Here is a 26,026-nt window from a genome sequence, read left to right on the forward strand (position 1 = left end):
AGTGGTGAATATAACATGAATCATAAGAATCAATCGGACAAACAGTCTATGACATCGCTGCAGCGGCAGGCCGTTCTGGTCTGTGTGGTCTGCGCACTGGCGGCTTTGCTGACCGTAGGCATCACCCTGACCCTGCTCAAACGGGGAAAGCCGGAAACGCCCGGCACACCTGCAGACTCTGTGCCGACGGACACCACCGGGGACGGTGAAGGCACAGATCTTGCCAATCACTATCAGATCGATAACACCTCCAGTGCTCTGCTGACTGAAACAGCGGATGCGGGCACGGAATATCTGGACAGCACCCTGTTTCTGGGAGACTCCAACACCGTGCGTCTGTATAACAACGGCCTGATCTCCTTGCAGCAGTTCTGTGCCAAGGAGGGCATTGGCACCCAGGTGGCCCTGAACGAAGGAATTGTCACCTTTAAGAATGACACCACCCACTACACCATCGCACAGGCGGTGGCAAAAATGAAGCCCCGCCGCGTCGTGATGACCTTTGGCACCAACGACACCGGCATGGAGGTGGCTGATTTTATCAGTAACTATACCGCGCTGGTGCAAGCCATTCAGGAGGCTTACCCCTACACTGATATCATCGTGAACACGGTGCCTCCTATCCCGGAGAATCACTCCAATTACCCCCACATGGATCAGGCCAAGATCGATGATTTTAATATGGCACTGCTCAACATGTGTGAACAGCTGGGGGTCAGATTTCTGAATACGGCGGAGGTCCTCAAGGGAGAAAATGGCTACGGCCAGCTGGATTACTACACGGACGGTGATATCCACCTCAAGAGCGCCGGTCTCAAGGCTGTGTTGAACTATCTGCGCACCCACGCCTACCAGACCGAGGATCGCCGCCCGGACACCAATAATATCCCCACCCGTACGCTGGAATATGTATCCAACCCCAGCTCGGCGGTGCAGGCCCCCAGCTCGGAAGAACCCGCTTCTTCCAGCGAGAGTGAAAGCGTCAGCAGCTCTGAGACTGCCAGCGTTAAGTTTGAGGCCCGTTATCAGGTGGAAAAGAGCGGCGGCGGCACCCTGAGCTGTGGGAACGAGAGCGGCAAGACCAGCCTGACATACGGCATCACAGATGCATCCCAGTCGCTGACTGTCACGGCCACCCCTGCGGAGGGCCATGTGTTCGTCAAGTGGAGCGACGGCGTGACCAGCAAGACCCGTACCGATACCGGCTTCAAGCAGAATCTGGACGTGACAGCCGTGTTTGCAGCTGCTTCCGTTCACATCTCGGAAGGCAAGGCTTCCGCCGGCTCCTATGTCTTTAAGGCTGCGCTGGAGGGCAAATATGCCAAGAGTGAAAACCTGCATTGGTTCGCCAACGGTCAGGAAGTGAAGGAGGCCGCAGGCCATACAACGGTCACCGTGTCCGCTTCGGCCATCACCAGCGGCAGCTATAAGATCTATGCGGTGGTCGTGTACAACGACTGCGCCGTGGTCAGCAATGCGCTGACCATTACGGTCAGCCCGGAGCCTGCTTCCAGCTCAAATTCCGGCAGCTCTTCTACTTCTTCCGGCAGTACATCTGCGTCCTCTTCGGAGAGCAGCAAGTCTGAGAGCACGAGCAGCAGTTCTTCCCACAGCACGGCAGAAAGTGAGAGTAAGAGCGAATCCAAGAGCGAGAGCACCTCTTCTTCTCACAGCAGCTCGGAGAGCAAGGCAGAGAGCACATCGTCCTCCAGCAGTGCTGCCTCTGAGAGCAAAACGGAATCCAAGGAGCAGACCAACAGTGAATCGGTCTCCGCTTCGGTTGAAAATGATATTGAGCCCGCAGAGGGGGCTTCCGCTTCCACCGAAGCAGAAGCCAGCCGGTAAACCTTTTTCTGTCTGCCCGCATAGGCTGGGCAGAAGGGAGGGAGCCGGATGTTCTGTGAAGAGATCAAGATCCCCGGGCTGCCCGGTGAGGGAACTGTGACTGATGGCAGTGTGGATTGGTATGAGATGGACTGGGAGAATGTGGACAACGGCGTGACCGAGGAGCAGATGCCCAGAAACGTTGACAAACCCTGCACCGCGCAAGTTCCGTGCACGGACAATTCCCCGGTGCAGACCGATGATGAAACCTATGAGATAGTTCAGGAATAACCGGAAGCCAGCTCTGCCGGGGCGGGGCTGGCTTCTCGCTGTTCTTTTGATCTGGGAAAAATTCCCCGGTGATCGGGGACAAGCGTCCCGGAAAATGACGCAAGTGTGAAAGAGGGGTAATGAACCATGGCAAAATACTACTGTGTTCTGTTTGATGCTGATAATACGCTGCTGGATTTTGATGCAGCGGAAAACAAGGCGCTGGCTGACACCCTGCGGGAGTACGGCATTGAGCCGGATGCCGAGACGGTGCAGACCTACCGCACCATCAACGAAGAGCTCTGGCGGCAGCTGGAAAAGGGCCAGATCCGCCGGGACAAGCTGATGGGGGAGCGGTTCACCCGCTTTCTGAAGGCAGTGAATGCCGCAGGCAACGGTGTGGAGATGAACAAATTCTATCTGGATCAGCTCTCTACCCACCCTGACCTGACAGCTCCCAACGTGCTGGACGTGCTCCGGGAGCTTTCCGAAGTGGCAACATTGGCTGTGGTGACCAATGGCTTTGACCGGGTGCAGAGCCGCCGTGTGCGGGAATCCGGCATTCTGGATTTTGTGGAGGATGTGTTCGTTTCTGAAAAAATGGACAGTGAAAAGCCCAACCGCAAGATTTTTGATGCTGCGCTCCGTGCACTGGGCGTGGAGAACCGTGAGCATGTGCTGATGGTGGGCGACAGCCTGAGCAGTGATGTGCAGGGCGGTGTGAACGCCGGGCTGGATACCTGCTGGTATAACCCCAACCACGCCGAGAATCCCGGCAAGGTCGTTCCTACCTATGAAATCAGCAGTCTGGAAGAGCTTTACCCGCTGGTGATGGAGCCGGAGGAACTGGCCAATGTGGGCCTGAAGAATCGCCGCCACCAGCTGTAATGCTGTGCGGCCTGTGTGAGAGATTGGAAAACGAACAATGCTGATACATTTGGAAAAGCTGGGCAAGAGCTTTGGCGAGAAGATCGTCCTGCATGATGTCACGGCCAGTGTCGAACGGGAGGACCGCATCGGCATCGTGGGCCAGAACGGCGCAGGCAAAACGACCCTGCTGAAGATCCTGACCGGCGAGTATACGGACTACGAGGGTGAGTTCAGTGTGACCCATGGTGTGACGCTTGGCTATCTGGAACAGAATGCAAAGCTCGACCCCACGTTGGATATCTATGGTGAGATGCGCTCCTGCTTTGCCCATGTGCTGGATGCCATGGCCCAGATGCAGATCCTGGAGCGCAGAATGGCCGCCAGCCCGGAGGATGCCTCTCTGCTGGAACAGCACGATGCCTTGCAGAACATCATTGATGCCGCTGACGGCTACAATATGGACGTCAACATCAAAAAGGTGCTGTCTGGTATGGGGTTTGCGCAGGATACCTGGACGAAGAATATCGCTGTGCTTTCAGGCGGTGAGCTGACGCGCCTTCGTCTGGCAAAGCTGCTGTTGGAAAAGCCGGATGTCCTGATTCTGGACGAGCCCACCAACCACTTGGATTTTGCCACCATGGAATGGCTGGAGAATTACCTCAAGGGCTATTCCGGTGCCGTGCTGGTCGTCAGCCATGACCGCTATTTCCTGGACAATATCTGCACCAGGATCTGGGAGGTCTCCTTCCAGACCATGACCACTTATAAGGGCAACTTCTCAGCCTATCTGCCCCAGAAGGAAGCTGCCGATGCCCTGCGCCAGAAGCAGCACGATGCAGATGTAGCACTGGCTGAAAAGCTGCAGGATTATGTAGACCGCAATCTTGTGCGCGCTTCCACCACCAAGATGGCCCAGAGCCGCCGCAGACAGCTGGAAAAGCTGGAGATCACGGAAGCACCAAAGGATGAAACAAACCAGCTCAAGTTCCGCTTTGAGTATGATGTGGAGCCGTGGAATGAGTTGGTGCTGATGAAGAACCTGACCATCAGGATCGGGGAGCGCACCCTGCTGGAACCTTTTACCTACACGGTCTGCCGGGGTCAGCGGCTGGTGATCGCAGGCCCCAACGGTGCGGGTAAATCCACCCTGATGCAGGTGCTGGATGGTAAGCGCCGCCCCTCTGGCGGCATGGTGCGGCTGGGTACGGGAGCCCGGCCCAGCATTTTTGCCCAGCAGCAGAACCGTTTGGGACAGGGCCGGGTGATCGATGTCATCTGGAACAAGTATCCCCGGATGACGGAGCTGGAAGTGCGCAGCCATCTGGCAAAGCTGGGTTTCCGGGGCGAGACAGTGTTCAAGCCCTGCGAGGCACTTTCGGGCGGCGAGCTGGCCCGCCTGCGCTTTGCTGAGATCGTGCTGGAGCGGCCCAATCTGCTGTTTTTGGACGAGCCCACCAACCACCTGGACATCTACACCCGCGAGAACCTGACCGAGGCCCTGATGGCATACACCGGGACCCTGCTCATGGTCACCCATGACCGCCATCTGATGAACAGTCTGGGCTGTCCCATCCTCTATCTGGAAGATGGCAAGGCCACCCTGTATCCGAGCTACGATGCCCTGATGGGCCGTGCTGCTCCTGCTGCCGCTCCGGAAAAAGCCGGGGATCAGCCCGCCAAGGCCGGTTACGGCAAAGAGCAGCGCCGCCGCCGCGCGGAGCTGCGGGCCAAGATCAAGGCTTGCGAGGATGAAATGGAAGCCTGCGGGGCAAGGGAAGTGGAGCTTGACAATGAGATCAACTCCCCGGAGGTCTACAATGACCCCGATCTGCTCCGCCAAAAGAGCGATGAGCTCAGTGATCTGCGCTTCCATCAGGAGGAGCTGTTTGCTGCCTGGGAAAAGGCAATGGAAGAGCAGGAGCAGTACGAACAGGCTGCTGGTGAAGAATAATCTGCTGCAAAGGAGAACAATGATGCCCTATAACCGCCGCAATTACAACAAAACGCACAGCATCGCCCTTTCAGGCCTGCTGTTTGCTCTGGCGATGGCGCTTTCCTTCATCGAGGGCACATTGGTCATCCCCGGGCTTTTGCCAGGCATGAAGCTGGGTCTGGCGAATATTGTGGTGATGTATGCCCTGTTCTTCATGGGGTCAAAACAGGCCCTTGTGCTGGATGTGCTGAAGGCGTTCTTCGTCTTTCTGGTCTCCGGCTGGACGGCAGGTTTTCTTTCCCTCTGCGGCGGCCTGCTCTCACTGCTGGTGATGTGGCTGCTCTACTATCACTGCCCGCTGCGGCCTACCTGGTTCATCCTGTCGGTCTGCGGCGCGCTGGCCCACAACATCGGCCAGCTGCTGGGAGCCAGTGTCATCCTTTCCACAGCAGTGTCCCTTTACTATGCACCGATTATGCTGGTGCTGGGTCTTGTGATGGGAATGCTCACCAGTGTCACCCTGCGGGCCATGCTGCCTGCGCTGGGACGGCTGGGTTATAATATCCAGGAAAACCGCAAAGGATGAGCCGTCCGGTTGCAACCGGGGCCGGAATCCGATATAATAAATCAAATCTGATTTTTTACCCAACAAAAAAACTGCCCACGGGATAGCGCACTTTGGCGCGGGGCAGCTGGGAGGTATGAGTTTATGTCTGAAAAAGTGACTGTCAAGGTGGAGCGCAATATCCTCCATCTTCCCGCCATTGCCCTGCGTGGGCTGGTGGTGTTCCCCAACAACCTGCTGCATTTTGAGGTAGGTCGTGACAAGAGCATTGCCGCTGTGGAATGGGCCGTGCGGAATAAATCCGAGGTGTTCCTCATTGCGCAGAAGGATATGAAGGCTGAGGACCCCAAGGCAGAGGAGATGTACCAGTACGGCGTTGTGGCCGAGATCAAGCAGGTCATGCGTGTTTCGGATGATCTGGTGCGCATTCTGGTGGAGGGCAAGTTCCGCGCCAAGCGCACTGAGCTGGATACCGAAGGCAGCTTCCTGCTGGCATCGGTGCGGCCGGCTCCTGTGCGCCCCATCAAGGCAGAGGAGGAGACCGAGGCGGAGGCCTTGCTCCGCAACGTAAAAACGAGCTTCGACGCGGTGCTTTCCATGAATCCCCGCATCAGCAAGGACGTGGTGTTTGCCGTTACCTCGAATAACGACCCCGCCTTCCTGTGCGAGTACATCCCTGCCAATCTGCTCTTCCGCTTTGAGGATAAGCAGGCTGTGATGGAGGAAAGCACCCTCATCGGCCGTCTGCGCCTGCTGGTGGAACGCCTGCATCGGGAGCGCCGGATGCTGGAGATCGACAAGGAGATCGCCCAGAAAGTGGACGAGGCCATGGATAAGAACCAGCGTGATTACTACCTGCATGAGCAGATGCACATGATCAGCCAGGAGCTGGGCGAGGACGATGATACCACGGCAGAGGCCGAGGAGTACCGCCGCAGGATCCAGGAGCTGCATCTGGACGAGGAGCGGGAGAAGAAACTGCTCAAGGAAGTGGACCGCCTTGCCAAGATGCAGAGCAGCAACCAGGAAGGAACGGTCATCCGCACCTATCTGGACACCTGCTTGGATCTGCCCTGGAACAGCTTTACCGAGGACGACCTCGATATCGCCAAGGCACAGCGCATCCTTGACCGCGACCACTACGGTCTGAAGAAGGTCAAGGACCGCATTCTTGAGGTGTTGGCTGTCCGTAAGCTGGCTCCGGATGTCAAGGGGCAGATCATCTGCCTGGTCGGCCCTCCGGGTGTCGGCAAGACCAGCATTGCCCGCTCCATTGCCGAGAGCCTGAACCGCAAGTATGTGCGCATCAGCCTGGGCGGTGTGCGGGATGAGGCAGAGATCCGCGGCCACCGCCGCACCTATATCGGGGCCATGCCCGGCAAGATCATCAACGCCATGATCTCCGCCAAGAGCTCCAACCCCCTGATGCTGCTGGACGAGATCGACAAGCTGGCGGGCGATTTCCGGGGTGACCCGGCCGCTGCCCTGCTGGAAGCCCTTGATCCCGAGCAGAACACCACCTTCAATGATCACTTTATCGATATGCCGTTTGATCTGAGCCATGTGCTTTTTATCACCACGGCAAATGATCTGAGCGCCATTCCCGGCCCTCTGCGTGATCGCATGGATGTCATTGAGCTGCCCAGTTATACCCGGGTGGAGAAATACAACATTGCCCGCAAGCATCTGGTGCCCAAGCAGCTCAAGGCCTGCGGTCTGGCCGGGAAAGTCACCTTCTCCCAGAACGCGCTCTACGGCATCATTGACGGCTACACCCGTGAGGCCGGTGTCCGCACTCTGGAACGTACCATCACCAGTGTCCTGCGCAAGTGCGCCCGCAAGATCGCGTCCGGCGAGGCGGAAAACGTCTCTGTGACCGGCAGCAGCCTGGAAGAGCTGCTGGGGCCCCGCTTCGTCAAGCCCGATTTTCTCAACCGGACCAATGCCATCGGCATTGCCAACGGTCTGGCCTGGACCAGCATCGGCGGCGAGACCCTGCCCATCGAGGTGCAGGTCATGGACAATGGCAGCGGCAAGATCACCGTCACCGGTTCGCTGGGCGACGTGATGAAGGAAAGTGCCCAGCTGGCCATCACCTATGTCCGTGTCCACGCCGAGGAATACGGCATCGACCCTGAGCGGCTGAAAAAGTGCGATCTGCACATCCATGCCCCCGAGGGTGCCGTGCCCAAGGACGGCCCCAGCGCCGGTGTTACTCTGACCACGGCTCTGGTGTCCTGTCTGTCCGGCATCCCGGTGCGCGGTGATGTTGCCATGACCGGCGAGATCACCCTGCACGGCAATGTGCTGCCCATCGGCGGTCTGCGCGAAAAGAGCATGGCTGCCTACCGTGAGGGGATGAAAACTGTGCTCATCCCCAAGGATAACGTTCCGGACCTGTACGAGGTGGATGACGAGGTGAAGAAGAATCTGACCTTCCTGCCCATGTCTGACCTCGCGCAGGTGCTCAATGCCGCTCTGCTTAAGCCCAAGAGCGTTTCTGCCCGTCATCCGCACCCCGCCAAAAAGGCGAAGCCGGTGGAAGCGGCCATCCCGCCCGCACCGGAAAAACCGAAGCCGGGGGCTGTCTGCTAATCAAAGGAGCAAACGATGAACTACAACAAAGCGGATTTTATTGCAAGCTACGGCATTTCCAGCCAGCTGCCCGAAAGTGACCGTCCGGAACTCAGCTTCTCAGGCCGTTCCAACGTGGGCAAGTCCAGCCTCATCAACAAGCTGTGCAACCGCAAGAACCTTGCCCGCGTGTCCAGTACACCGGGCAAAACGGCCACCATCAACTTCTATGAGGTGGACAACTGCTATTTTGTGGATCTGCCCGGCTATGGCTATGCCAAGGTCAGCAATGCAGACCGCGAGCGCTGGGATGACCTCATCAACAGCTATTTTGAGGCTCCCCGGCATCATACCCTGCTGGTGCAGCTCATCGACTGCCGCCATGCCCCCAGCGCAGATGACCTGCAGATGCTGAAGTATCTGCACTACCATCAGATCCCCTTTGTTGTGGCATTGACCAAAGCAGATAAGCTCAAAAAGAGCCAGCTGGCCAAGACACAGGAGGATTTTGAAAAGGTCTGCCTGCCCTATGGCTGCCAGAAGGTGGTGCTGACCAGCGGCGAGAACGGCTACGGCATCCCGGAGCTGCAGGCGGTGTTGAACGAGGCCGTGGCGGCTGAGTTCACCGATGACGAGGAAGCGGAGTAAACCATGGCCTACAATGAATTTGCCTATTTCTATGATGAATTCAACGGCGAAGCCGACTATGATGCCCTCTATGAGCAGATCCGGCAGGAGCTGAATGCCCACGATATCCGGGATGGCATTCTGGCCGATCTGGGCTGTGGAACAGGGGAGCTGACCTTGATGCTGACCCAGGCGGGCTATGATATGATCGGCATCGATCAGTCCGAGGAGATGCTCTGTGTTGTGCGGGATAAGGCGGAACAGCTGGGCCTTTCCGGCAAGCTGCTGCTTTTGCAGCAGGATCTGCTCAAGCTTGACCTCTACGGCACCATCCGGGGTGCGGTGTCTACCTTCGATACCTTCAACCACATCCCTGACCTGGATACCGCCATTGCCAACGCGGCTTTTTTCATGGAAGAGGGCGGCGTGTTCCTCTTTGATATGAATACCCCTTACAAGCACCAGAAGGTGCTGGGGGAAAATGTATTTACCTTTGAGGAAGAGGATGCTGCCTGCGTCTGGCGCAACCACTATCACCCTGCGGACCGCCGGGTGGAGATCACGGTGGACATCGACTACCGCGAGACCGGTGAACACTTCCATGAACAGTTCTATGAATATACCTATGACCTGGATACCATCCAAGCCGCATTGGAAAAGCACGGCTTTGTGCTGGAAAAGGTCTGCGACGGTGAGAGCTTCGGCCCCCTGACCGAAGAGAGCGAACGCTATTTCTTCTGTGCCGTCAAGCAGTATACCCAATTGGAGGAAAAAGAAAATGTCTAATCTGATCCGCGGTATTTCTGAAAACGGCGGTGTTGTGTTCTGCGGTGTGGACTCCACTGAGATTGTCCGCACGGCCGAGCAGCTGCACCACACCAGTGCGACCTGCAGCGCAGCCCTGGGCCGCCTGCTCACCGGTGCGTCCCTGATGGGCTCCATGTTCAAGGACGATGGCGATTCCATTACGCTGCGTGTGGCGGGCGGCGGCCCCACCGGCACGGTTGTTGCCTGTACCGATGGCACCGGCAATGTCAAGGGCTGTATCGACCACCCGCTGGTAGAGCTGCCTCTGAAAGCAAACGGCCATCTGGATGTGGGCGGTGCTGTGGGCAAAAACGGCGTGCTGACTGTCATCCGTGACAACCGCCTGCAGAAAGAACCCACTGTGGGCCAGGTGCCTCTGGTCTCCGGCGAGATCGCCGAGGATCTGACCAGCTACTATGCTTACAGTGAGCAGGTGCCTACCGTCTGCGCTCTGGGGGTGCTGGTGAATACTGACCTGACCATTGCCTGCGCGGGTGGCTTCCTGCTGCAGCTGCTGCCCGGTGCCACCGATGCCGAGATCACCCAGCTGGAGCAGAACATCGCCGCAATGCCTTCCGTTACTGAACTGCTTCGGGAAGGCAAGACCCCAGAGGATATGATGAACCTTGCACTGGCAGGCTTCAACCCCAATGTACTGGATGAGCGCGAGGTGCAGTACAAGTGTGACTGCAGTGAAGAGCGTACCGAAGAGATGCTGCTGAGCCTGGGCCGCAAGGAGCTGGAAAAGCTCCGGGATGAGGACCCTGACTGCGAGGTCGTCTGTCATTTCTGCCACACCAAGTACCACTTTGACTTGAATAAGTTGGTAGAAAAGGCCGCCTACAAAAAGGAAAAGGCCGAAACGCAGGAACCGGAAGCCTGAGATGGAAAGTTATTACACGCCTTGCAAAGAATTTGATGCCTGCAATGAACTGATTGAGCGCTACTGGAAAACGGGTCAGTATGAACAATGTTTTCGAGGGCATTTACAACTTGCAGAGAAGGGGTATCCGCTGGCAGAATGCCAAGTAGGATATTTTTACTTGGAAGGCATCGGTGTCCAGAAAAATTTAGAAAAAGCTTTTTATTGGACGGAACGCGCCGCACAACATGGCGACCGTGATGCACAGTTCAATCTTGGCTGGTTCTATGAAAATGGAATTGTTGTGCCGAAGGATTTGAAATGGGCAGAACGGTGGTATGTTCGGGCGGCAAGTCAACGACAAAAGGAAGCACTTGAAAAAATTAAAAAGATTAAATAAGCAAAATAGCCCGGAGCGAAAAACTCCGGGCCGTTTTCAGGTGCAGATGTCAGCGATGATGGTGTAGACCACCCGGTAATGCAGCATATTGTTCTCGGTTGTGACATCTACTTTCTGCGCCACAAATTCTGCGTCCGGGTAATCATTTTGCAAGGCCTGTAAGCCATGCAGACGGGCCAGTGCTCTGGCTTCATCCTCTGAGGAATGAACTTCACTTTCTGCCTGTTCGTAATAGGTGGTTTCCTCGACGGAAAGCGGGAGCGTCAGCCCCAGAAGCTCCGGTTGAAGATGCCGTGTGACCGCCGTGGAATCGTCCGCAGGAGAGAAAAGGGAAGGCAATGGGAACACCCGCCCGGCAAGGAAAAGCCTTCGCTGAACAACAGTGTTCCCGGTCAGCTGGAATGCGGCAGCCGTCAGTGGAAGCTCTTCCGCAAACTCCCACTCGAACTGTGCCCGGACGCTTCCAGCGGCAGGCTGAAAGATCAGCGTGCCGTTCCGTTCAGCCCGGGCAGTGCCGATGAGTCCCTGGCCTTTTTCCACTGCCTGCCCGGGAACCACCAGCATCGTCCCGCTGATAAGGTTTGTGTTGACCACCGTACCCGCAGTCTTTGCCCGCAGGCCATGGAGCGTTCCGGCGGCGATCTCCGGCACCGGTTTGGCTTCTGCCGCTTCCAGTTCCAGCCGCCCATCCAGAAAATTCAGGCTGACCCACGAGAACTCACCGCTTTGCAGCAGAGCATATTCCCCGGCGGCAAGTTTTTCCTGCGTGACGATACTGCCCGGCATCAGGAAAACGGTTTCCCGCAGCACGGAAGCGGCCCGCGCCTGCTGGCCGGTCGTCAGGCTAGAAGCATCCACAGCCCAGACAAGGCCCTGTGACCAAAGCAAAAGCGGCACAAACAGCAAAAGCCCGGCCCACAGCCCCCGCCGCCGGAGGTAGGGCCGCAGGAGAAAAAACAGCCCTGTCTTTTTGCGGATGCACAGATGCACCCGCCGCTTGCGGGCAAGTTTTGCCAGCCGGAGGTAACGCCATGCCGCACATCGGGCTGTAAAGCCGCCGGGAGCAGGGAAGATGTCGGTGAGATGCAGGCCTGTCCGTGCAGCTTCGGAGAGCAGGCCCTCGGTATCACCGTTCCGGGCAGAAAATGCTGCCCCGGCCCAAAGCTGTAAGATGCTGCATCCCTCCCTAATTGCTGGAAAATTCTGTGCGTAAAAACCGCCCCCGCAGGGTAATTCGGTGAGCGGCCAGCGTTTCGATTCTAAGCCCGTCCCCATACACGGTGAACAACCCGCCCGCGAATTCCAGGCAGAGCCTGCCCTCCTCATAGGTGCGCACCCTGCGAAAGTGCTCGATCTCCATCACACCTCCGCTCAGATAGACAGAGGGCTGGCCGTAAAAGCCCCGGGGAGGCTGGCGCAGCATCCGGCCAAACCAGCCGCGCAGGGAGAGCCGCCCGGTTTTCTGCTGTTTCACACCCGCTCCCTCCCCGCCGGGCAAAACTGCGCCCCGTATCACATATATATGGAACCGGAGGGCGTGTGTATGAATCAGCTTTTCAGATGGGATCAGATGGGTTTGTTTTTGCTGGCACTGGCGGCAGGGATTCTGCCGTTTGCAGTGCCGGAGGTTTGTGCCGCTGCTCTGCGGGAAGGGCTGACCCTCTGCAGCGGGCCGCTGCTGCTCTCGCTGTTCCCGTTTCTCGTGGTATCGCGCTTACTCATCCAATGCCCGGAAAGCGACCTGCTGGCCCTGCCGTTCCGTCTGGCGGCGTGGGGCATCGGCATCCGCACACCCTGTGCAGCACGGGTGCTCTGCATCGGGTTCCTGGGTGGCTTTGCACCAGCGGCCAGTGCTGCGGCGCAAGCAGTCAGGACCGGTCAGCTTACGGCTGAGGAAGCGGACGCTCTGCTGCCTGCCTGTATTTGTTCCGGGCCATCCTTTGTGGTTCTGACGGTAGGGCAGAGTCTGCTGGGCAGTGCAGAGCTTGGCGTGCTGCTGTTTGCGTCACAGATCACCGCAAATTATCTGACCGCCGCCCTGCTGAACCGGTTTGCAGGAGTGCGTTCGGTCAAATTGGGATCTGCAGCGCCAGCATCCCCTGCACCGCCGCGGCTGGATGAGATCCTGGCCGATGCCGCCATAACGTACTGCAAGCTCTGCGGTTTTATCCTCTTTTTCCGGATGCTGGCCGCCGGGGCAGGGGCGCTTTTGCCTGCCGATGCGGGCACACTCTGTTCCATTCTGCTGGAGGTCTGCTCCGGCTGTGACCTGGCCTCCCGCACCGGACGATGGGGGAGCCTGCTCTGCTGTGCAGCACTGAGCGTGCAGGGTCTTTCCGTGTTGCTGCAGGTGCGCACCATCTGCCCGCCGGAAATGACCCTGCGCCCGCTCTACCGGGCCAGGATGCTCCATCTGCCGCTTTCATTGGCCCTGTTCTATCTGCTGCTGCCGGGCGGGGAGGCGGACGTGTTCAGTACTCTGCCTGCCCGGGTCCTTTTGATGCGGCGGGTGCCGCCGGATTGTGCCCTGCTCGTTTTTGCAGTGTGTTGTATGGCAGTCTGCACTTTGCGCAGTGGAATCCGTCAAGTTGAACAGAAACAGATGGCAAGAAATGCAGGTGGGTGTTGTATAAATTCCAAAACTTTGCTATAATAAGACGTAAGCATTCAATGACAGGGAAGCTTCCCTGAACAGATGGAAATAAAATAAATGAGCACACGCTTATTTTAGATGGAGGACCATAGAATGGATTTACAGAATATGGATCTTAAGGGCGGGAGCCTGCAAATTTCCACCGAGGTCATCGGCAAGATCGCACGCTGTGCTGCACTGGAAGTGGACGGTGTGTCCGAGGTCTCCTGCGGTAAGCAGAACAAAAAGGTCAAGGAGCTGCTGGCTGCTGCCAGTATCCAGCCCCCTGTTACCGTGGAGATGCGGGACGGCACCGCTGAACTGACCCTGAATCTGGTGGTCAAGTTTGGTGCAAAGATCCCTGCTGTGGCCGAAAAGGTACAGGAGAATGTCAAGTCTGCTGTTCAGAACATGACCAATGTCACGGTAAGCCGTGTGAACCTTGTCATTGCCGGCCTTGCGGCTGAGGAACAGGAATAAAAAGTAGAAGAGGAAGATTATGGAAAATATTTTGCCCCGTCGTGAAGCCCGTGAGAATGCGTTCCTGCTGGCTTTTTCCCAGACCTTTGGTGATGTGCCCCTGCAGGAAGCACTGGATACGAACAACGAGTGTGGCGAAGAGCGTCCTGTGGATGTGTTCGGCCAGCGCCTGCTGAGTGCCTATTACAGCCACTCTGCAGAGGTGGATGACCTCATCCGTGACCATCTGCGCAACTGGACCATGGAGCGCCTGCCCCGCGTCAGCCTGACTGTCCTGCGTCTGGCTCTGGCTGAGATGCTGTATGGCGACGAGCGTAAGCCCGGTGTTGTCATCAATGAGGCTGTGGAGCTGACCAAGAAATACGGCGCAGATGAGGACTATCAGTTCGTGAATGGTCTGCTGGGTGCTGTTGCCCGTGAGCAGGGTCTGGATACGGAGCCGGTGGAGTCGGAAGAACAGTGAGCCACTATACGCTGGGCATCGACACAAGCAACTATGCAACCTCTCTGGCGGTTTTTCACACAGCCGGAGAGGTTGTTTGCGCAAAGAAACGTTTTCTGCCGGTCAAGGAGGGCCAACTGGGCCTGCGGCAGAGTGATGCGCTCTTCCACCATACCGCGGCTCTGCCCGAGATGCTGGAGGAGCTTGGCCGGGAGTTTGATCTGACCCAAATCTCGGCAGTGGGTGTTTCCCAGAAACCGCGCCCCGTGGAGGGAAGCTACATGCCCTGCTTCCTGGCGGGTGTCAGCGCGGCCACAGCCTTTGCGCAGGCCCGGGGCATCCCGCTCATCCATACCACCCATCAGCAGGGACACGCGGCGGCAGCGCTGTTTGCAGCAAAAGGGGAAGAACTCTTCCGCCAGAAAGTGCTGCTCTTCCACATCTCAGGCGGTACAACGGATCTTCTGCTCTGCAATGAGGTAAAAGAAATCACCACACTGGGCACCAGCACCGACCTATACGCCGGGCAGGCAGTGGATCGTGTGGGGGTCAAGCTGGGGTTTGGCTTCCCGGCAGGTGTGGAAGTTTCCCGTCTGGCTGCCTTGTGTGAGGAACCCATTAAGCCCAGATCCAGCGTGAAGGGGATGCAGTGCAGTCTTTCGGGGCTGGAAAATCAGTGCAACGCCCTGCTGAATGAGGGCAAAACCCCGGAGTATGTCTGCAAATACTGCCTGCTCTGTGTGGCAGACACTGTGGTCAAGATGACAAAAGCCGCCCAGAAGGAATACCCCGGCCTGCCGGTGGTTTGTGCGGGCGGTGTGATGAGCAGTGATATCATCCGCGCCTGGGTGCAGCAGCGCCTGCCGCAGGTGTATTTCGTGCCCGGGCAGTATTCCAGCGACAACGCCATCGGTGTGTCCATTCTTGCCGCACAGGGGGCTGGATTATGGCTGTAGTGATCTCAGTCTCGGCCCTGAACCGGTACGTCAAGAATCTGCTGGACGTGAATGATGTTCTGTTCGATCTGGCCCTGCGGGGCGAGATCGCCAACTTTGTGCAGAACGCCCGGAGCGGGCACTGCTACTTTTCCCTGCGGGACGAAGCCGCCAGCGTCAGGGCTGTGATGTTCCGCTCCGATGCGCGGCGGCTGGGCTTCCAGCCCGAAGAGGGCATGAAGGTGGTGGTGCGCTGCCGTGTGACCCTCTACGAGCGGGACGGTGCGTTTCAGGTCTATGTCAACGACATGTTTCCGGACGGCATCGGTTCGACACAGCTGGCCTTTGAACAGCTGAAGGCAAAACTGGACAAAGAAGGACTGTTTGCACCGGAGCATAAAAAGCCGCTGCCCCGGTTCCCGCAGTGTATCGGCCTTGTTACCAGCAAGACCGGTGCTGCACTGCAGGATATCCGCAATGTCATCGGTCGGCGCTGGCCCGCAGTGCGTCTGCTGCTGGCTCCTGTGAATGTGCAGGGCTTTGAAGCGGCAGAGGAGATCGCCGATGCCATTACCCGGCTGGACAAAAGCGGGCTGGTGGACGAGATCATTGTAGCGCGCGGCGGCGGAAGCCGGGAGGATCTGTGGGTATTCAACGCCGAGGTCATTGCCCGGGCGGCCTACCGCTGCAAAACGCCCCTCATCAGCGCCATTGGTCACGAGATCGATTTTACGATCCTGGATTTTGTGGCAGATCAGCGCGCGCCCACGCCCTCAGCGGCGGCAGAGCTTGCTGTGCCCGACCGTGCCGAACAAGGACGAAAATTATGCACTTTGGAAGAAAATATTCACAATTGTATCCAATTTAAGCTGAGTTTATGTTATAATAGGCTGGAACAGACCGAACAGCTGCTTTCCCGTGCTGGTGTACAGGCAGCGCTGGAGGAACGTGCTGCCCGCCTGGATACTCTGGCCGGGCGGCTGCAAACTGCCGCCAGAGGTAAGCTGCAGGCCGGAGAGCTGCGTCTGAAGCATACGGCAGCACTTGCCGCATCCCTGAACCCCTACGGTGTGCTGGCCCGCGGCTATGCCATGGTGCAGGACAATAGGGGAAGGATCTGCACGCCGGATGCGCTCCGGCCCGGGCAGACCTGTAAACTCCGGGGCACGGAACACCGCGTGACCTGCACGGTCAATACAGTGGAGGAACTGGATGAGAGCACCCAAAAGCTTTGAGGATGGAATGACCCGGCTGGAAGCCATCCTTGAACAGATGCAGCAGCCGGAAACAACGCTGGCGGAATCGGTCAAACTCTATGCCGAAGCCGCATCCCTGATGGATTATTGTAACGGTACGCTGGAAAAGGCCACGCTGCAGCTGGATGAGATCGACGCGCAGCGGGCCCCCCGGCCGGATGCCGCACATTAAGGAGGAAGTTTCATGGATTACGCGAAGCAGTATCAAGAGTATCTTGCCCGGGCAAATCAGGCACTGGAAAAGGCCTGCGAGACTTTTTTGCCCGAGGAATCTGAGGTCTGCCGGGCTGCCCGTTACAGCCTGCTGGGCGGCGGCAAACGCATCCGCGCAGTGCTGGTTCTGGCCGTGTGCGATATGCTCAACGGCAGCGCTGAAGCAGCCGAGCAATTTGCGGCGGCGGTCGAGATGCTGCACTGCTATTCTCTGATCCATGATGACCTGCCCTGCATGGACAACGATGACCTGCGCCGGGGCAAGCCCAGCTGCCACAAGGCCTTTGGTGAATCCACTGCTATGCTGGCCGGCGATGTACTATTGACCGAGGCGTTCAACGTGGTCGCAAATGCGCCGGCTTCGCCCATTGTCAGTGTGCAGGCCGCAAAGGCCTTGGGCGCTGGTGCGGGCAGCCATGGCATGGTTTACGGGCAGGAGCTTGACCTGAAATATGAGGCACTGGCTGCCACCGAGGAGCAGCTGCGGCTGATCCACCGGAACAAGACCGGTGCGCTCATCAATGCTGCTGTTCAGATGGGTGCTGCCGCTGCTCAGGCCAATGAGACCCAGTGCAAGGAGCTGGAGGACTATGCTTTCGGCATTGGTCTGGTGTTCCAGATCGTGGACGATGTGCTGGATGTGACCAGCACCGCCGAACAGCTGGGCAAACCCATTGGCAGCGACAGTGAGAACGGCAAGACCACCTTTGTGACCTTGTATGGGGCCGAGGGTGCCATGGAGCTGGCAAAAAAACTGAACAACGAGACCTGCGCCTCCCTGCACGAGGAATTTGGCGAAAAGGCCGCTTTCCTGGAGCAGCTGGCAAAAGAGCTGCTGGTGCGCCGCAGCTGATCCGAAAAAATAAGAAGGTGGAACTACCATGCAATTTATCCATAGCGTCCTGACGTTCAATGAGATCCTTACAGTATCCCTGTTGTCCTGGTTTGTGGCGCAGGTGCTCAAGACCATCATCAACTTCGTCCTGCTGGGCAGGTTCCAGCTGGAGCGGATGTGGGGCGATGGCGGTATGCCCAGTGCCCACAGCGCCACGGTAACGGCCATGGTCATTGCTACGGCACGCAGCGAGGGTATCCATTCGGCTATCTTTGCGGTGGCCGCAGTTGTTGCCATCATCACCATGCACGATGCTATGGGTGTGCGCCGCGAGACCGGCGAGCAGGCCAAGGTGCTGAACAAGATGCTGGAGCAGTGGATCGAAGTGACCGAGAAAAACAATCCCTTCCTGCAGAATATGCACCTGAAAGAGATGGTTGGTCACACTCCGCTGCAGGTTATGGCCGGTTTTGCACTGGGTATACTGGTCGGCTTCCTCTATCCTATGGGCCTCTGAGCGCCCCATTTCAAAACGTGAGAAGGACGTGAATTTATGAATTCGCCTTTGCTGGAGAAAATCTCTCAGCCCAGCGATCTGAAAAAGCTGTCCAGTCAGCAGACCGTGCAGCTTTGCGCAGAAATCCGTGAATTTCTTCTGGATAACGTATCAAAGACCGGCGGCCATCTGGCATCCAATCTGGGTGCTGTGGAGTTGACGGTGGCTCTGCACCGGGTGCTGACCACCCCCACGGATGAGATCGTGTTTGATGTGGGCCATCAGTGCTATACCCACAAGCTGCTGACCGGCCGCCGCGAGGGCTTTGCCAAGCTGCGGCAGCTGGATGGCATTTCCGGTTTCCCGAACCCCAACGAAAGTGAGCATGATGCTTTTATTGCCGGTCACGGCAACACCGCGCTCTCGCTGGCTGTGGGCATTGCCTGGGCCAAAAAGCTGCGGGGCGAGCCGGGACAGGTGGTTGCCCTCATTGGTGACGGTGCCTTTACCGGCGGTATGGTCTACGAGGGGATGAACAATATCGGCGGGCTGGACAATCTGCTGGTCATCCTGAACGACAACAAGATGTCCATTTCCAAGAATGTGGGCGCGTTGTCCCGCTACCTGAGCCATCTGCGCACCACCAGCCGCTATTACGATGCCAAGGAAAATGTGCGTTCCTTTCTGGATGGCGTGCCTGTCATCGGCCCGCCGCTGAAATCTGCGATCCAGAACAGCAAGGCTATGGTGCGCAGGGCAATGTATCATTCGACCATGTTTGAGGATATGGGCTTCCACTATTATGGTCCTTTTGATGGTAACAATGAGCCGGAGCTTGAAGGAATCCTGCGCGATATCCACAGGCAGCCCGGCCCCCATTTCCTACATGTCGTGACCAAGAAAGGCAAGGGCTATGCCCCGGCTGAGAGCAACCCCGGTAACTTCCACGGTGTTTCGACCTTTGATCTGGTCAACAGCATCCCAGACCCTGAGGTGGCTCCCAAGGAGTCTTTCTCGACGGTGTTCGGCAATGTCCTGAACAAGGAGGGCGCGGAAAACCAGAAGATCTGTGCCATCACGGCCGCAATGAAGTATGGTACGGGCCTGCAGTTCTTTGCACACACCCACCCCAAGCGCTTCTTTGATGTGGGCATGGCAGAGCAGCATGCTGTGACCTTTGCAGCGGGCCTTGCCAGCCAGGGAATGCTGCCGGTAGTCTGCATCTACTCCACCTTCCTGCAGCGTTCCTATGACCAGATCATCCATGATGTGAACCTGCTGAAGGAGAATGTTGTCCTTGCCATCGACCGTGCCGGTTTTGTTCCGGCAGACGGCGAGACCCATCAGGGAATCTTCGACCCGGCCTTCCTCAGTCAGGTGGGGATCCCTGTCTATTCGCCCTCCAACTATGCCGAACTGCGGCACTGGCTGCCCATCCTGCTCAGTGATGAGATGCAGGGCCCCCGGGCAATCCGGTATCCCCGCGGTGGTGAGAGCGTAGCACTGGCGCAGTTTGGCTGTTCCGGCAGGGAATATGACCGGCTCTATACCGCCCCTGATGCCAAGGCTGTAATGGTCAGTTACGCCGACGAAGTCGAGGATGTGCTGACTGCGGCGAAGCTTCTGGGCAAAGAGAACGTTCCCTGTGATGTTTATAAGCTTGTAAAGATATATCCCTTTACACCTGAGCTTATTTCTGAAATTTCAAGATATGACGTTGTTTTGTTTGCGGAGGAATGCGTAGCCTGCGGCGGCATCGGTGAGCATCTGGAAATGGCTCTGCAGAAAGCAGGCTGGCAGGGTGCTTATATCCACCGTGGTGTGGAGGATGTGCGTCTGCCCCATGCGACGGTTCCGCAGATCAAGCAGAGCACCGGCCTGGATGCTGAACATCTGGCACAGGCCATCCGTACATGGAAAGGAGCAGAATCTTGAAGATTCGTTTGGATCAATATCTGGTTCAGCATGGTCTGATCCAGAGCCGTGAGCGCGCCAAGGCGATGATCATGTCCGGCGTGGTCTTTGTCAATGAACAGAAGGTAGACAAAGCCGGTGAGATGATCAAAGAGGATGCCAAGGTGGAGGTGCGCGGCCATGATATCGGTTATGTCAGCCGCGGCGGCCTGAAGCTGGAAAAGGCGATGCAGTGTTTTCCGCTGACCCCCAAGGGGAAAGTCTGCATGGACATTGGCGCATCCACCGGCGGCTTTACCGACTGTATGCTGCAAAATGGGGCAGTCAAGGTCTACGCAGTGGATGTGGGCTACGGTCAGCTGGCATGGAGTTTGCGCACCGATGAGCGAGTGGTCAATATGGAGCGCACAAACATCCGCAACGTGACCCTTGACCAGCTGGCAGAGCCAATCGAGTTTTTCAGTGTAGATGTCTCTTTTATCTCGCTGCATCATATTTTCCCGGTGGCGCAGGCCATCACCACTCCGGACGCTATGGGTGTCTGCCTGGTCAAGCCTCAGTTTGAGGCTGGCCGCGAAAAGGTGGGCAAAAACGGCGTTGTCCGTGACCCTGCCACCCACCGTGAGGTGCTGCACAATGCCATGGGCTATGCTGCTGCCAACGGCTTCAAGGTCTGCGGACTGGATTTCAGCCCCGTCAAGGGCCCTGAGGGAAACATTGAATATCTGATGTTCGTTCAGAAGAGCGATGAACCCGGTGCGCTGGATGATTCGGTTGCTGAACAGGTGGTGGTATCCAGCCATTCTACGCTGGACCGCTGAACCATAATCCATAAAATCAGGGAGGGCGCGGACGATGACCGTCTACATTTCCCCAAACCCCGGCAAGGCTATGGCCTACGGCATTTCCCAGCGTGCGGCGCAGATCCTGCTGACCCATGGGGCACAGGTGCTGATGCAGGACGGCCTGCAGGCCGAGTGCATGACCATGGGCGTGGAGTATCTGACCCAGAAGGAATGCCTGGAACGGACGGATGTCATCCTGACCATCGGAGGAGATGGCACCATCCTGCATGAAGCCAACCTCTCACTGGAATACAGAAAGCCCATTCTCGGCATCAATCTGGGCCGGTGCGGCTTTCTGGCTACCTGTGAGGTCGATGAAATGGAAGCCAAGCTCTCCGCCGTAGCCCGGGGTGAATATTTTCTGGATAACCGGATGCTGCTTTATGTCCGTGTGCTGGGGGATGACAGCTGGGAGGGCCATGCCCTGAATGATGTGGTTATGACCAAGGGCCGCCTGCAGCAGGCAGTGGATTTCAGCATCTATTGTGATGATATCCTGGTGGAGCATTACCGGGGCGATGGTGTCATTGTGGCAACGCCCACCGGCTCCACCGCTTATTCTCTGGCGGCAGGCGGGCCGATCCTTGATTCTCAGACCAAGGGCATCGTTGTCACACCCATCTGCCCCCACAGCCTTGCCAGCCCGGCCATGGTTTTTGCGCAGGAGCGCAAGATCAACCTCTGTGTGGGCCAGGTGGCAGATGAAGAAGTTTTTATCAGTTGTGATGGGAATGCGGGCTATTCCGTAAAAGCCGGAGCCACCGCGGAGGTGCGGCTGTCTGATCAGGTCGTGCAGCTCATCACCTTCAGCAAGGCCGACCAGTTCCAGGCCATTGACCAGAAACTGCGCGGCAGACGATGACACAACCACAACGAAGGGAGAAGATCACATGGGACGCACCAGCCGAGGGGATAACAAAAGCAAGCAGCAGCGGCAGCAGACCATCCTGCGTCTGATCCAGGAGAATCCCATCAGCCGACAGGAGACTCTGTTGGAGTACCTGAGCAAGGAAGGTTTTGATGCCACACAGGCGACCATTTCCCGCGATATCCGGGAGATGAACCTTGTCAAAGCTGCCACCACCACCGGCTACCGCTATGTTTCCAGCCACAGCGAGGCACTTAACCCCAAGATGCAGGCCCGGTTTGAGACCATCTTCCATGAATCTGTCCTGGGGGTGGACTTTGCGGGCCATGTGGTGCTGGTAAAGTGCTACTCTGGCATGGCCAATGCGGCCTGCGAGGTGTTTGACGCACTCAAGTGGAAAAATGTGGTCGGCACCCTTTCTGGTGACGATACCTTTCTGATCGTGGCCCGCTCAGAGCGGGACGCAAAGACCATTTGCACCGAGCTTGGGCATTACATCGGGCAGAAATAAAGGCAGGAGAGAACGAACATGTTGAGCAGTCTGCAAATTGAAAATGTTGCAGTCATCCAGAAGGCCAACGTGCATTTTGAGAAGGGCCTGAATGTCCTTACCGGCGAGACCGGTGCGGGCAAATCTATCCTGATCGACTCCATCAATGCCATTCTGGGCAACCGCACCTCCAAGGATCTGGTGCGCACGGGGGCTGCAAAAGCAGTCATCCGGGCGGCATTTGATGATGTTCCGCCTGCAGTGCTGGACAGCCTGGAAAAGGCAGGATATGAGCGCTCAGAAGCGCTGACCCTGAGCCGTGAGATCACTGCCGAGGGCAAGAGCACCTGCCGCATCAACGGAATGCCTGCCACAGCAGCCATTCTGCGGGAACTGTGCGGTGGGCTCATCAACATCAACGGCCAGCACGATTCCGTAGGCCTGTTGAACCCGGCCCGCCATGAGGGTATCCTGGATGCCTACGCCCAGAACGGGGCGGTGTATCAGGAGTATTATGCTGTTTACCGGGAGCTTATCAAGGTCAAAAAGGAGCTGGATGCCATCATCACCGATGAGGGTGAAAAACAGCGAAAGATCGATCTGCTGAGTTATCAGGTACAGGAGATCGAGGATGCCAGCCTGACCGCAGGCGAAGAGGAGACGCTGATGGCCCGCCGTAAGGTGCTGGCAAATGCCTCCACCATCCGGGAGCGCATCTCCCAGAGCTATGCGCTGCTTTCGGGCGGAGATGATGCCCCGGGTGCCGTTGATCTGCTGGGGGAAGCCTCCAATGCGATCGATGGAGCCGCCCAACTGGACAGCGGCCTTTCTGCTGCCGCCGGACAGCTGCTGGATCTTTATTACACCGCAAAAGACCTTTCTGCTGACCTGATCGGGCGGCTGGAGGGCTACGAGACGAATGATGCAGAGCTGGATGAGATCGAACAGCGGATGGATCTGATCTACAAGCTCAAGCGAAAATACGGTGATACTGTGGAAGATATCATCGCCTTTGGACAGCAGGCAAGGGAAGAGCTGGACCGCATCCAATTCTCACAGGAGCGGACAGAGCATCTGCAGGCTGAAAAGCATCGGCTCTATGTACTTGCCCGGGATAAGGCCGAGGTGCTGACCCAGACCCGCCTGAAAGCCTTTGAGGAATTGAACAGGCGCATCTCCGGCACACTGGATTTTTTGAACATGCCCGGTGTCCGCATGACCCTGCGCCATACCCGCGGCCCGTTGGCCAGCCATGGCCAGGACAGCGTGGAGTTTTATATTTCCACAAACCCCGGTGAGGATCCCAAGCCGCTGGCAAAAATCGCTTCCGGCGGTGAACTGAGCCGTATCACGCTGGCAATCAAAAATGCCATGGCCGATAAGGACGCAGTGCCTACGGTCATCTACGATGAGATCGACAGCGGCGTATCCGGCAAGGCGGCCAGCCGCATCGGTGAGGTGCTCAAACAGAGCGCAAAAGATCACCAGATCCTCTGCATCACCCACACAGCGCAGATCGCTGCACTGGCCGACTGCCATCTGCTTATCCAGAAGAATATCACGAATGAGCGAACCTATACCGAGATCCACCCGCTGGATACCGAGGGAAGAGTGGACGCACTGGCGCATATCATTTCTGGTGACCATGTCACGGAGCTTTCCCGTGCCAATGCCAGAGAGATGCTGGGGCTGGCCGAGCATGAAACCGGTGATTGACAACCCTGCTGATTTGTGCTAAACTGATTTTTGTTGAAAGACGTTGAAGGGAACAAGTACCTTGTTAGTGTCTGCCCAGAGAGACCCCGGTTGGTGCAAGGGGTGTGCAGAACAACAGGGGAAATACCTCCCGGAGTTGCAGGCTGAATGCTTTGGCTAGTAGGCTGTGCCGCGTGCGAGCGTTACAAACGCAGGAGTGTATCCCATCTCTGTGGGGCGCACTCGTGAGGCCGTTTCCGTGAGGGGGCGGCAAACAGAGGTGGTACCGCGATTTTCTCGCCCTCTGCCAAATTCATTTTTGGCAGGGGGCGTTTTCTTTTGTCCTCTGCCCGATAAAACAGGAGGATAATCCCATGACCCTTTACGAAGAACTGCAGGCTCGCGGTCTGGTAGCCCAGATCACCGACAATGAGATCATTGACCTCATCAACAACGGCAAGGCCACTTTCTATATTGGCTTTGACTGCACTGCAGACAGCCTGACTGCAGGCCATTTTATGGCCCTGACCCTGATGAAGCGCTTGCAGATGGCTGGCAATAAGCCCATTGCCCTGATCGGCGGCGGCACCACCATGATCGGTGACCCCTCTGGCCGTACCGATATGCGCAAAATGCTGACCAAGGAGGATATTGCTCACAATGCAGCCTGCTTCAAGAAGCAGATGGAGAAGTTCATCGATTTTTCTGAGGGCAAGGCTCTGATGCTGAACAATGCCGACTGGCTGCTGAACCTGAATTATGTTGAGCTGCTGCGTGATGTGGGTGCCTGCTTCTCCGTCAACAACATGCTCCGCGCCAAGTGTTATGAGCAGCGCATGGAGAAGGGCCTGTCCTTCCTTGAGTTCAACTACATGATCATGCAGAGCTACGACTTCTACTACATGTTCCAGCACTACGGCTGCAATATGCAGTTCGGCGGCGATGACCAGTGGAGCAACATGCTGGGCGGCACTGAGCTGATCCGCCGCAAGCTGGGCAAGGATGCCTACGCGATGACCATTACTCTGCTGACTGATTCTCAGGGCAAGAAGATGGGCAAGACTGCAGGCAATGCGGTCTGGCTCGACCCCAACAAGACCAGTCCCTTTGAGTTCTACCAGTACTGGCGCAATGTCGGCGATGCTGATGTGATGAAGTGCATCCGGATGCTGACCTTCCTTCCGCTGGAGCAGATTGATGAGATGAGCACCTGGAAGGATCAGCGTCTGAACGAGGCCAAGGAGATCCTGGCCTACGAGCTGACCAAAATGGTGCACGGCGAGGAAGAGGCTGAGAAGGCCCAGAACGCTGCCCGTGCCCTATTCAGCGGTGCTGCCGACACTGAGCACATGCCCTCCACTCAGCTGACCGAAGCGGATCTGACCGATGGCTCCATCGGCATCCTGACCCTCATGGTCAAGGCCGGTCTGGCCGCTTCCAACGGCGAGGCCCGCCGCCTGGTTGTGCAGGGCGGTGTCCTGGTGGATGGTGAAAAGGTAGCTGCTCCCACTGTCAGCTTTACCGCTGATCAGCTGAAGAACGGTATCGTCATCAAGAAGGGCAAGAAGATCTACCACAAAGTGACCCTGTAATCTTTTAGAAACAGCGTATGATAAAAGCCCGGCGGTATCCATAAATCGGATACCGCCGGGCTTTTTACGTTTGTGTAATGTTTATAGAGAAGGGCACTTACAGCTCAAAGGCCTTCTTCAGCACATCGTAAGCGGAGTCCTCGTTCTCACTGCGCACCAGCAGAGAAATATCCAGATCGCTGGTGGTGATGAGCAGAACCTCGATGTCAGCCATGGCCAGTGCGTTCAGGGCCCGGGCAGCTACACCGCAGTTGGTGACCATGTCCTCACCGAAGAGGTTCAGTTTGGAGTAACCGACGCTGATCAGCGGGGAAGCCTTGGCATCCTTGTCGAGATTGGCGGCAGAGATGGCCTTCATCACCAGTGTCAGATCACTGGCAGATGCGGTAAAGCTGAAATCAATGTTGGTACCGTGAGGGGCGCTCTGACTGATCATATCTACCACAACGCCGGTATCGGCAAAGATCTGCAGGTAGCGGGCCAGGCTGTTGCCCTTGAACTCCACATCCTGCACACTGATCATCATCAGGCTGGGCTCAATGTTGATTTTGGAAACACCATACATAATGAACACTCCAATCTGCCCCAAAGGGCTGCAAAT

General features: G+C 57.2%; 27 protein-coding genes and 1 other annotated feature. Of the genes, 24 read left to right on the plus strand and 3 right to left on the minus strand.

What is annotated here, in order from left to right; all coding sequences use genetic code 11:
• Positions 1-15 precede the first annotated feature (15 nt).
• The 10 genes from GXM22_RS07410 to GXM22_RS07455 all read left to right on the plus strand — a co-directional run bounded on the left by GXM22_RS07410 (position 16) and on the right by GXM22_RS07455 (position 10,732).
• Positions 16-1,845: an SGNH/GDSL hydrolase family protein gene (locus tag GXM22_RS07410; protein ID WP_099357186.1), complete on the plus strand. Its 1,830-nt coding sequence runs from the start codon at positions 16-18 to the stop codon at positions 1,843-1,845.
• Between the two features lie 48 nt (positions 1,846-1,893).
• Positions 1,894-2,115: a hypothetical protein gene (locus GXM22_RS07415; RefSeq protein ID WP_005932862.1), complete on the plus strand. Its 222-nt coding sequence runs from the start codon at positions 1,894-1,896 to the stop codon at positions 2,113-2,115.
• A gap of 126 nt (positions 2,116-2,241) precedes the next feature.
• On the plus strand, positions 2,242-2,982 hold the full coding sequence (locus tag GXM22_RS07420) for a YjjG family noncanonical pyrimidine nucleotidase (protein ID WP_099357185.1): 741 nt from the start codon (positions 2,242-2,244) through the stop codon (positions 2,980-2,982).
• 37 nt (positions 2,983-3,019) lie between these two features.
• Positions 3,020-4,915, plus strand: coding sequence for an ABC-F family ATP-binding cassette domain-containing protein (locus GXM22_RS07425; protein ID WP_005932868.1), 1,896 nt, complete (start codon positions 3,020-3,022; stop codon positions 4,913-4,915).
• Positions 4,916-4,934: 19 nt separating this feature from the next.
• The gene (locus tag GXM22_RS07430) at positions 4,935-5,483 is read left to right on the plus strand and encodes a Gx transporter family protein (protein ID WP_005932869.1); all 549 of its coding nucleotides are present in this window, start codon (positions 4,935-4,937) and stop codon (positions 5,481-5,483) included.
• A gap of 123 nt (positions 5,484-5,606) precedes the next feature.
• Positions 5,607-8,057 (plus strand): endopeptidase La, encoded by a 2,451-nt coding sequence (gene lon / locus GXM22_RS07435; RefSeq protein ID WP_005932871.1) that lies wholly within the window; start codon positions 5,607-5,609, stop codon positions 8,055-8,057.
• Between the two features lie 15 nt (positions 8,058-8,072).
• Positions 8,073-8,684, plus strand: coding sequence for a ribosome biogenesis GTP-binding protein YihA/YsxC (gene yihA, locus GXM22_RS07440; protein ID WP_005932873.1), 612 nt, complete (start codon positions 8,073-8,075; stop codon positions 8,682-8,684).
• 3 nt (positions 8,685-8,687) lie between these two features.
• Complete coding sequence (locus GXM22_RS07445) at positions 8,688-9,449, plus strand: class I SAM-dependent DNA methyltransferase (protein ID WP_005932875.1); 762 nt, start codon at positions 8,688-8,690, stop codon at positions 9,447-9,449.
• Positions 9,442-10,353, plus strand: coding sequence for an Hsp33 family molecular chaperone HslO (gene hslO, locus GXM22_RS07450; protein ID WP_005932877.1), 912 nt, complete (start codon positions 9,442-9,444; stop codon positions 10,351-10,353). The genes GXM22_RS07445 and hslO overlap by 8 nt, the downstream gene beginning before the upstream one ends.
• Before the next feature lies 1 nt (position 10,354).
• Complete coding sequence (locus tag GXM22_RS07455; RefSeq protein ID WP_005932878.1) at positions 10,355-10,732, plus strand: tetratricopeptide repeat protein; 378 nt, start codon at positions 10,355-10,357, stop codon at positions 10,730-10,732.
• Between the two features lie 36 nt (positions 10,733-10,768).
• Here the strand turns inward: GXM22_RS07455 and GXM22_RS07460 are convergent, their stop codons facing one another.
• Positions 10,769-12,007: a sporulation protein YqfD gene (locus GXM22_RS07460; RefSeq protein ID WP_005932880.1), complete on the minus strand. Its 1,239-nt coding sequence runs from the start codon at positions 12,005-12,007 to the stop codon at positions 10,769-10,771.
• Positions 11,919-12,206, minus strand: a complete 288-nt coding sequence (locus GXM22_RS07465; RefSeq protein WP_242651575.1) for a YabP/YqfC family sporulation protein — start codon at positions 12,204-12,206, stop codon at positions 11,919-11,921. The genes GXM22_RS07460 and GXM22_RS07465 overlap by 89 nt, the downstream gene beginning before the upstream one ends.
• Before the next feature lie 69 nt (positions 12,207-12,275).
• Between GXM22_RS07465 and GXM22_RS07470 the strand changes: the two genes are divergently transcribed.
• The 14 genes from GXM22_RS07470 to tyrS all read left to right on the plus strand — a co-directional run bounded on the left by GXM22_RS07470 (position 12,276) and on the right by tyrS (position 25,425).
• Complete coding sequence (locus tag GXM22_RS07470; protein ID WP_097771970.1) at positions 12,276-13,385, plus strand: hypothetical protein; 1,110 nt, start codon at positions 12,276-12,278, stop codon at positions 13,383-13,385.
• A 78-nt stretch (positions 13,386-13,463) separates the two neighbouring features.
• Positions 13,464-13,844 carry an Asp23/Gls24 family envelope stress response protein gene (locus tag GXM22_RS07475; RefSeq protein ID WP_005933700.1) on the plus strand — a complete coding sequence of 127 codons (381 nt, stop codon included), beginning with the start codon at positions 13,464-13,466 and terminating at the stop codon, positions 13,842-13,844.
• Between the two features lie 19 nt (positions 13,845-13,863).
• Positions 13,864-14,307, plus strand: coding sequence for a transcription antitermination factor NusB (gene nusB / locus GXM22_RS07480; protein WP_005933702.1), 444 nt, complete (start codon positions 13,864-13,866; stop codon positions 14,305-14,307).
• Positions 14,304-15,242: a tRNA (adenosine(37)-N6)-threonylcarbamoyltransferase complex transferase subunit TsaD gene (locus GXM22_RS07485; RefSeq protein ID WP_005933703.1), complete on the plus strand. Its 939-nt coding sequence runs from the start codon at positions 14,304-14,306 to the stop codon at positions 15,240-15,242. The genes nusB and GXM22_RS07485 overlap by 4 nt, the downstream gene beginning before the upstream one ends.
• Positions 15,233-16,456: an exodeoxyribonuclease VII large subunit gene (gene xseA / locus GXM22_RS07490; protein WP_005933704.1), complete on the plus strand. Its 1,224-nt coding sequence runs from the start codon at positions 15,233-15,235 to the stop codon at positions 16,454-16,456. Before GXM22_RS07485 ends, xseA begins: the two co-directional genes overlap by 10 nt.
• On the plus strand, positions 16,434-16,649 hold the full coding sequence (gene xseB, locus GXM22_RS07495; protein ID WP_223383781.1) for an exodeoxyribonuclease VII small subunit: 216 nt from the start codon (positions 16,434-16,436) through the stop codon (positions 16,647-16,649). The genes xseA and xseB overlap by 23 nt, the downstream gene beginning before the upstream one ends.
• Before the next feature lie 12 nt (positions 16,650-16,661).
• On the plus strand, positions 16,662-17,543 hold the full coding sequence (locus tag GXM22_RS07500; RefSeq protein WP_097771969.1) for a polyprenyl synthetase family protein: 882 nt from the start codon (positions 16,662-16,664) through the stop codon (positions 17,541-17,543).
• Positions 17,544-17,571: 28 nt separating this feature from the next.
• Positions 17,572-18,042 (plus strand): divergent PAP2 family protein, encoded by a 471-nt coding sequence (locus tag GXM22_RS07505; RefSeq protein WP_005934165.1) that lies wholly within the window; start codon positions 17,572-17,574, stop codon positions 18,040-18,042.
• A gap of 36 nt (positions 18,043-18,078) precedes the next feature.
• On the plus strand, positions 18,079-19,956 hold the full coding sequence (gene dxs, locus GXM22_RS07510) for a 1-deoxy-D-xylulose-5-phosphate synthase (RefSeq protein ID WP_005934168.1): 1,878 nt from the start codon (positions 18,079-18,081) through the stop codon (positions 19,954-19,956).
• Positions 19,953-20,756, plus strand: a complete 804-nt coding sequence (locus GXM22_RS07515) for a TlyA family RNA methyltransferase (protein WP_035394439.1) — start codon at positions 19,953-19,955, stop codon at positions 20,754-20,756. Before dxs ends, GXM22_RS07515 begins: the two co-directional genes overlap by 4 nt.
• Before the next feature lie 34 nt (positions 20,757-20,790).
• Entirely contained in the window at positions 20,791-21,642 is an 852-nt protein-coding gene (locus GXM22_RS07520; protein ID WP_097771968.1) for an NAD(+)/NADH kinase, read from the plus strand.
• Between the two features lie 28 nt (positions 21,643-21,670).
• Positions 21,671-22,159 carry an arginine repressor gene (locus GXM22_RS07525; protein ID WP_005934198.1) on the plus strand — a complete coding sequence of 163 codons (489 nt, stop codon included), beginning with the start codon at positions 21,671-21,673 and terminating at the stop codon, positions 22,157-22,159.
• 18 nt (positions 22,160-22,177) lie between these two features.
• Positions 22,178-23,854 (plus strand): DNA repair protein RecN, encoded by a 1,677-nt coding sequence (gene recN, locus GXM22_RS07530; protein ID WP_005934201.1) that lies wholly within the window; start codon positions 22,178-22,180, stop codon positions 23,852-23,854.
• A 34-nt stretch (positions 23,855-23,888) separates the two neighbouring features.
• Positions 23,889-24,141 (plus strand) — a binding site (T-box leader).
• 66 nt (positions 24,142-24,207) lie between these two features.
• On the plus strand, positions 24,208-25,425 hold the full coding sequence (gene tyrS, locus GXM22_RS07535; RefSeq protein WP_097771118.1) for a tyrosine--tRNA ligase: 1,218 nt from the start codon (positions 24,208-24,210) through the stop codon (positions 25,423-25,425).
• Between the two features lie 97 nt (positions 25,426-25,522).
• On the opposite strand, the gene GXM22_RS07540 is transcribed toward tyrS, so the two are convergent.
• On the minus strand, positions 25,523-25,990 hold the full coding sequence (locus tag GXM22_RS07540; RefSeq protein ID WP_005934206.1) for an ACT domain-containing protein: 468 nt from the start codon (positions 25,988-25,990) through the stop codon (positions 25,523-25,525).
• Positions 25,991-26,026: the final 36 nt, after the last annotated feature.

Source organism: Faecalibacterium duncaniae (assembly GCF_010509575.1).
Classification (GTDB): domain Bacteria; phylum Bacillota; class Clostridia; order Oscillospirales; family Ruminococcaceae; genus Faecalibacterium; species Faecalibacterium duncaniae.